Annotated in this window: 9 protein-coding genes; all 9 read right to left on the reverse strand. The window is 65.2% G+C overall.

Annotation, left to right across the window (positions count from 1 at the left end; translation table 11 throughout):
* On the reverse strand, positions 1-189 hold a 189-nt coding region (locus HMPREF2826_RS00695), incomplete at its 3' end, for a hypothetical protein (RefSeq protein ID WP_210388941.1).
* A gap of 2 nt (positions 190-191) precedes the next feature.
* On the reverse strand, positions 192-398 hold the full coding sequence (locus HMPREF2826_RS00700; protein ID WP_070638223.1) for a hypothetical protein: 207 nt from the start codon (positions 396-398) through the stop codon (positions 192-194).
* A 9-nt stretch (positions 399-407) separates the two neighbouring features.
* Positions 408-1,520: a phage major capsid family protein gene (locus HMPREF2826_RS00705; protein ID WP_070638226.1), complete on the reverse strand. Its 1,113-nt coding sequence runs from the start codon at positions 1,518-1,520 to the stop codon at positions 408-410.
* 4 nt (positions 1,521-1,524) lie between these two features.
* Complete coding sequence (locus HMPREF2826_RS00710) at positions 1,525-2,214, reverse strand: head maturation protease, ClpP-related (RefSeq protein WP_070638229.1); 690 nt, start codon at positions 2,212-2,214, stop codon at positions 1,525-1,527.
* Positions 2,201-3,496: a phage portal protein gene (locus HMPREF2826_RS00715; RefSeq protein ID WP_070638232.1), complete on the reverse strand. Its 1,296-nt coding sequence runs from the start codon at positions 3,494-3,496 to the stop codon at positions 2,201-2,203. The genes HMPREF2826_RS00710 and HMPREF2826_RS00715 overlap by 14 nt, the downstream gene beginning before the upstream one ends.
* 41 nt (positions 3,497-3,537) lie before the next feature.
* Positions 3,538-4,992 (reverse strand): terminase large subunit domain-containing protein, encoded by a 1,455-nt coding sequence (locus tag HMPREF2826_RS00720; RefSeq protein WP_083307154.1) that lies wholly within the window; start codon positions 4,990-4,992, stop codon positions 3,538-3,540.
* Entirely contained in the window at positions 4,979-5,518 is a 540-nt protein-coding gene (locus HMPREF2826_RS00725; RefSeq protein ID WP_070638237.1) for a P27 family phage terminase small subunit, read from the reverse strand. Before HMPREF2826_RS00725 ends, HMPREF2826_RS00720 begins: the two co-directional genes overlap by 14 nt.
* Entirely contained in the window at positions 5,515-5,814 is a 300-nt protein-coding gene (locus HMPREF2826_RS00730; protein ID WP_070638240.1) for a hypothetical protein, read from the reverse strand. Before HMPREF2826_RS00730 ends, HMPREF2826_RS00725 begins: the two co-directional genes overlap by 4 nt.
* The coding region (locus HMPREF2826_RS00735) for a DNA-methyltransferase (protein WP_148138286.1) at positions 5,811-6,179 on the reverse strand (369 nt) is incomplete at its 5' end. The genes HMPREF2826_RS00730 and HMPREF2826_RS00735, both read right to left, overlap by 4 nt.

The raw sequence follows: 6,179 nt of genomic DNA on the forward strand, positions 1-6,179 counted from the left end.
GCGCCATTCGACCGCCGCGAGCGCGGGGGCGTCGATGCGCTCCACGGTCGCGGAGCCGTCCGACACAACCAGCTCGCGGCCCTCACCGGAATCGAGCCGGAGCAGGCCGGTAGCGGCCCCATCCGGCTCAAGCTTCGCGGGGAAGTCGGAGAGGGCGAGCCTTATGCGGGTTCCGGGCGTCGCCCTCATGGCTACTCTTCCTCTTCCACGGCGTCCTGCGCGCGCCTGCGGCGGCTGCGCTTGGGCTTCTCGGCTGCGGGCTTCTCCCCAGCCGGTTCCTCACCGGCGGGCAGCTCGCTCGAGAGGCCACGGCGCGCGGCCTCCTCGTCGGGCATGACCTCGCCCTCGAAGGCGATGAGGTGGCCGTTCCTGATCACTCGCTCGTTGCTGGTGTACATGGCTCCCCCTTACGCGCCCGCAGCGGCGGACTTGTCGAGGTCGGTCTTGGCCGCGTAGCAGAAGGCGTCCGGGTAGCGCACCTGAAGTGCCTTGGTGTGCTCGGCGAGGATGGACAGCTCGTTCTTGATGAACTGGTCGTTGTAGTAGCCGACTTCGACCGTCGTGCCGCCGTGGATGGAGCGCTTCTTGGCCGCGAAGGAGTCGTACACGAGGATGCCGTGGCAGTTCTCGTCCTCGACGACCTGCATGCCCCAGTACACGGAATCGCCGAGGGACTGGTACAGGCCGGTCTCGGTCTTGTAGAGGTCGATTGCCTCCTTGACCTCGGGGGAGATGCAGACGTGCGTGGGGACGCGGCGCGCGGTCGTCATGACCTTGGTGCGCATCTTGCGGATGGCGTCGAAGTACTTACCTGCCACGGCATTGGTGTAGGCCTGGATGCCGGGGGTGTTGAGCACGCCGACGATGCCGGTGGAGTTGTTACCGCCGAGATACTTTGCATCGGTCGCCTCGTTCAGGTCGATGAGCAGGTCGTTCTCGATGATGGACATAAGCTCGTCGTAGTCGGCGAGGGTGTCCTTGGAGACGGGGACATAGCCCGCGATGGTCTCCTTGTTCGCCACGGCGTCCTTCCACGAGTAGAGAACCTGCGCCTTGGTGGCGGAGTTGCCGTTCGTGACACCACCCCATGTATCGGGCTTGCCGGTCTGGGTGGAGCGCTGCTTGTAGGAGACAGAGCCGATGGCCGGGGCGTCCTGAAGCGTCGCGGCGAAGTTGTTGAGGAGGCTCGGGAGCTTCGGGTCGAGTTCAAGCTCGATTTCGGTGGGCGCGCCGACCGTCACGACGGAGGCGGCGTTCTTGAAGCCGAACTCGAGGCCGTGGAACTCGTCGCGCGGGCCGAGGATGCGCAGGCCGAAGGTCTCCTTCTGCTGCGGCGTCTTGGGGGCGCGGCGGATGGCGTCCTCCTCGTCGATGACGTGCTCGAGGGTGATGTCGAGCTGCTTGATCTGTCCCTCGATGATGCGGGCGTCGTCGAGCTTGCCGTCGTCCACGAGCTTGTGCTGCTCCTCGGATAGGCGGTTGCGCTCCTGCCAGAGCTGCTTCGAGTTGAGGATTGCCATGTTCTTACTCCTTCGTCTTGTAGACCCTGTTGCCGAGCACGAAGGTTCGCCCCTCGTCCTCGGGCATTCTCTGCCGTGCGTGAGATTTGCCCTCCATGCCATCCGGGACGTGCCGGTAGTGTGAGAGGATGGCGCGGTCGAGGGACGCCGCCACGCGCTGCTCGGTAGCCGCCACCTCATCGGCCATGCCGGTATCGACGGCAGCCTCGGCGTCGAACCACGTCTCGGCGTCCATGAGGGCCTTCACATCGTCCAGGTCCTTGCCGGAGCGCGCGGCGATTATGCCGGCGATGGTGTTGTCCAGCTCCTCCAACCGGGCGGCGGTCTCCATCAGTTCGGCGGCGTTGCCCTGCGCGTAGGTCCATGCGTCATGGATCATAAGCTGGGCGAAGCTGCACATGACCACCTTGTCGGCCATGAGCGCGATGTACGATGCCGCGCTCGCGGCGATGCCGTCCACATAGGCGGTCGTCTGGCCCTCGTAGCGCTGGATCGCGCTGGCGATGGCGAACCCCTCGTACACGTCGCCCCCGCAGCTGTCGATTCTGATGTCGAGCGGCTTGGGGCTGAGGCCGTCGAGGGTCTGGGCGAACTCCTTAGCCGTGTTGCTCGATTCCTCGTCCCACCAGTCTGTGCCTACGGTGCCGTAGAGGTACACCGTGGCCCGCTCGGCCTCGTTCTTAACCTTGAACATCGTCGTTCTCCTCCCCCGGCACCATGCCGGTCTGGCTCCCGTCGCCGGGTTGCGCCGGCTCTTCGGTCTTGTCTGCGTTGAACACGTTCACCGTGCCGTCCGGGTTGACCGTCCCGTAGTTCAGCGGGAACAGCGGCAGCTCGAGCCCCGGCACCGGCTTCATGTCCTCAAGGTCTCGGATGTCCTCGCGCGTGTACGTGCCGAGGTAGGTCATCTCGCGGTAGAACTGCGAGCGCGAGGCGTCGTCGCCGCGCATGAGTCCCTGCGTCTTGAACTTGGCGCGGCACCCGTCGATGCCACAGGCGTCAAGCACGGGCTTCAGCGCAATCTCGATTGCGCGGGCGTCCGGCACGATGGTGTCGGCCACGTAGTCGATGCGCTGCTGCTGCCCGCCGCTGTACGTGGCGCTCTCGCCGTCGTAGACCTTCCAAGGGGGCACGTTGCAGGCGCGGCAGACCTGCTGGAGCACCCAGCGCTGCTGCTCGATCACGGAGGCGTCCTTCATCGTCTGCTGGTCGGTCACCCATTTGGCCCCGTAGCCGAAGATGGGGGCCTTGCCCGCCGATTCGAGGCCGCTCTTGGCGTCCACCGCCGAGCGCAGGGCATCCAAGTCCTTCTCTACCATGCGGCCCGCCGGCACCTCAAGGTGCCCGAGCTGGTGGTTGCCGTTGCGCAGCATCGAGCGGTAGAAGCGCTCAAGGTCCACGGAGAGGCCTATCTGCTCGGCGGCGAGCTTTGCGATGGAAACGCCCTTGATGCCGTCCTTCGTGATGTGCGTCGGGATGTTGATTACCTCGTCGCGGAAGTACGTCCCCGGCGGCACGTGGTCGTCCCCCGGTGCCACCGTGTAGGTGGCGCGGTATCCAATGGGCTTGGTGCGGTCGTAGCCATGCGTGACGCTCGCGGAGACGGGCCAGATTGCCACCGGCTCTCCCTTGCGCCACTCCACCCACCAGTAGGCGTTCCCGAAGGTGTCGCGCCGGAGCACCGTCCACGCCATAAGCGCGGTGACGGGCATCGCCTCGTTCGCCATGCCGTTGAGGATTCGCGCGAGCGGGTGGTCGCCAAGGTTCTTGCGGCCACCGCCGCCCTCCCGCACCACGGAGAAGGGCAACGAGGCCATGGAGCGGGCCTTGGTCTGCACGCACGCCGCGAAGTCGATGGACATGAGCGAGCCATACCCGGCGGGCGTGCCGATTCCGGGCGGCAGGGCCACGCGCACGGCGGGGTTGTCCGACTGGTCCTCGCCGCGCTTGTAGAAGAGGTTGTAGAAGCGTCCCATGCGTCCCCTTTCGTCGGAGGCATGGTATGGGGCGCGTGAGATTAGCAGACGGGCACCAGGCCGTCCTGACCGTCCACGAGCTTCCTATAGGCCAGCTCGGCGATGGAGAGGGCGATGGCCGCGTCTATCTTGTCCTTTCGGGAGTTCTTGCCGAAGCGCGTCCCGTACGGTTCGCGGTCCTCCTCGACGGTGTTTGCGAGGTGCTGTCGGAGCTTCGGGCATCCGCGCAGTCTGAGCATCCCGTCCTTGACGGAGTTCATGACCAGGCTCGACGCCTGGCACATGGTGGCGTTGTTCTGTGCGAAGCTGACCGTCTCGATCCCATACGTCTCCCTGAGCTGGGAGTCCATGACGATCATTCGGTTCGGGTCTATGCCGACGACCTCGGGCCAGTGGTCTTGGCAGATGAACGCTATCAGCTCCATGATCTGGGTCGTGTTGTAGTGCCCAGTGTCCGGGTCTGGTTCGTCGAAAACCCACTCCTTCGTGAAACCGACGTTGTCGCGCTCCTGAAATGCGACGATGGCGTAGGAGTCTCCTGCCGTTGCCCCGTCGATGCCGACGGTGAATGGCTCGTCCCAGTCGAAGTCGTTCTCCTCCCTTTCGCAGTGGTCCAGCTGGGCGCTCGTGAAGCACGCGTAGGAGTCTCGGTCCATGGGGAAGCGGTTCGCCGTGTAGCGCTCGAACGCGCGCCTGGAGGACGCCATGCCCCGCTGGTCCTGGATTGACTCCCATGTGATCCATGACGCGCACAGGAGCGGCTCCCACGAGCTTTTCTTGTCGATGTCCTTCCCGTCGTCCATGCCGAGCCAGTAGAGGTACATGCCGGGGTCGGCGTCGGCCCGCTCAAGCGTCTCCCATAGGAAGCCCTCGCGGGAGTCGCCCGCCGTGGTGATGCCGATGGACAGCGGGTTCCAGAGAACCTTCTGGCCCTTCAGGCCGGCGTCCCACACCCGACTGTCCTTGTATACGTGCAGCTCGTCGAAGACGAGGACGTTGAAGTGCCATGACTCCAGCGCGTCTGCCTTGTTGGGCAGGACCATGATCTTCGCGCCGGTCTCCCGGTGGGTGATGACGTCCTTTCCGATATCCCACTGCTCGCCCCAGGTGGCGTTGAGCTTGATCATCGTGGATATCTTCTCGAAGATGTTGCGCACCTGGTCCTTGCTGCTCGCGACGACCCCGTACTGGCCGTTATAGATGACCTCCATGGTCGCCACGGTCATGACGATGGCCGCTGCAAGCTCGGTCTTGCCGCCGCCGGAGGGCAGGCCGAAAATGGCGCGGCGGTACCGGCGCTTGAAGCGCCCTCCCACCATCTCCCCGCAGGCGAAGAGGGGCTTCCACATGGCCTCCCGCTGGAACGGCTCAAGCAGGAACGGCCTGCCGTAGTACTCGTCGTTGGACACGTGGTGGCACATTGAGGACAGGCAGCGCTCGTAGTCCCGCGCCATCATCAGCCCCTCGGGGCAGTACTCGGTCTCAGTCCTCCGCATCCTCTATCACCACCTCGGGCAGCTCGTATGCCGCGTCTATGGACTTGAACATCTGCGCGGTGTCGGCGGCGGTCTTCACGGCGGTAGCGTCCATCAGGCCGATGCGGGAGCGGGCCAGCGGGGATAGGCCCAGCATGTCGGAGAGGGCGCGAATCTCGCTTGAGGCCTCCTTGAGGATGGTGAGCGCCGGGTTCTTGCGCACCAGCGGCACCTCCTTGCCGTCCTGCGTCCTGTAGGGCTTGACGCCTATCTTGTCGAAGATGTTGATGCGCCCGTCCTCCGAGTGGATGGCCTGCTCGGCCTGATGCGCCACGGCGTGCCAGTATGTCAGCAGGCGGAGGGTCGGAATGTCCTGCTCGCTGAAGCTGTTGACGGGTGGGGCGAGCCACGCCCATATCTCGGCCTGCACCGGATCGCCCGCGATGTCCTCTGGCATGACCACCCCGGCTGATTCGCTGACGGCAAGGCCATAGGAGTCGGACAGGCCCCGGCGGATTGCGTCGTGCTTGGGCTTGGCGCCCTTCACAGGCCCTCACCCCTCAGCGCGTCCTCCATCTTCTTGGCGGCGCGGCGCAGCTTAAGGCACAGGGGCGAGGCGGTGAGCATTGAGGCACGGGACATGTCGCTGGCGGCGGCGTGGGCGCGCTGCACAACGCCGTTCACCTCGTCTATGTCCATGGTCGCCGAGGGCGCGGGCGGCCGGATTTCCCCGGTGAAGGCGTATCCGCGCGCCGCCCTGCTTCGGCACGTTGCCGAGCAGTAGCGCGCCGTGCTGCGCTTCGCCTGGAACTCGCGCCCGCAGACCTCGCATCGCTTGATCACCCCTCGCGCACCGCCCTTCCTCCCGTCATCATCTCCCACCGATCGATGATCACGTCGCAGTAGTGGGGGTCTAGCTCCATGGTCAGGCACTTCCGGCCCAGCTGCTCGCAAGCCATGAGGGTCGAGCCGGAGCCGCCGAACGAATCGAGGACGGTCTGTCCCGGCCTGCTACTGTTCTGTATGAGCCTTCCCATGAGCCTTATCGGCTTCATGGTCGGGTGCTCCTTCGATGCCGCCGGCTTGTCCTCGTGAATCACGGTCGTGCTCACGCCGTCCGACAGCATCTCCTTGACCAGGGCCTGCAGCTCGCTCTTCTTCATCTTCTCCACGTTGGCGCTGTAGGCGTCCTCGAATACCGTGGTGAG

It is taken from the genome of Olsenella sp. HMSC062G07, from assembly GCF_001811895.1.
GTDB lineage: Bacteria > Actinomycetota > Coriobacteriia > Coriobacteriales > Atopobiaceae > Olsenella_F > Olsenella_F massiliensis.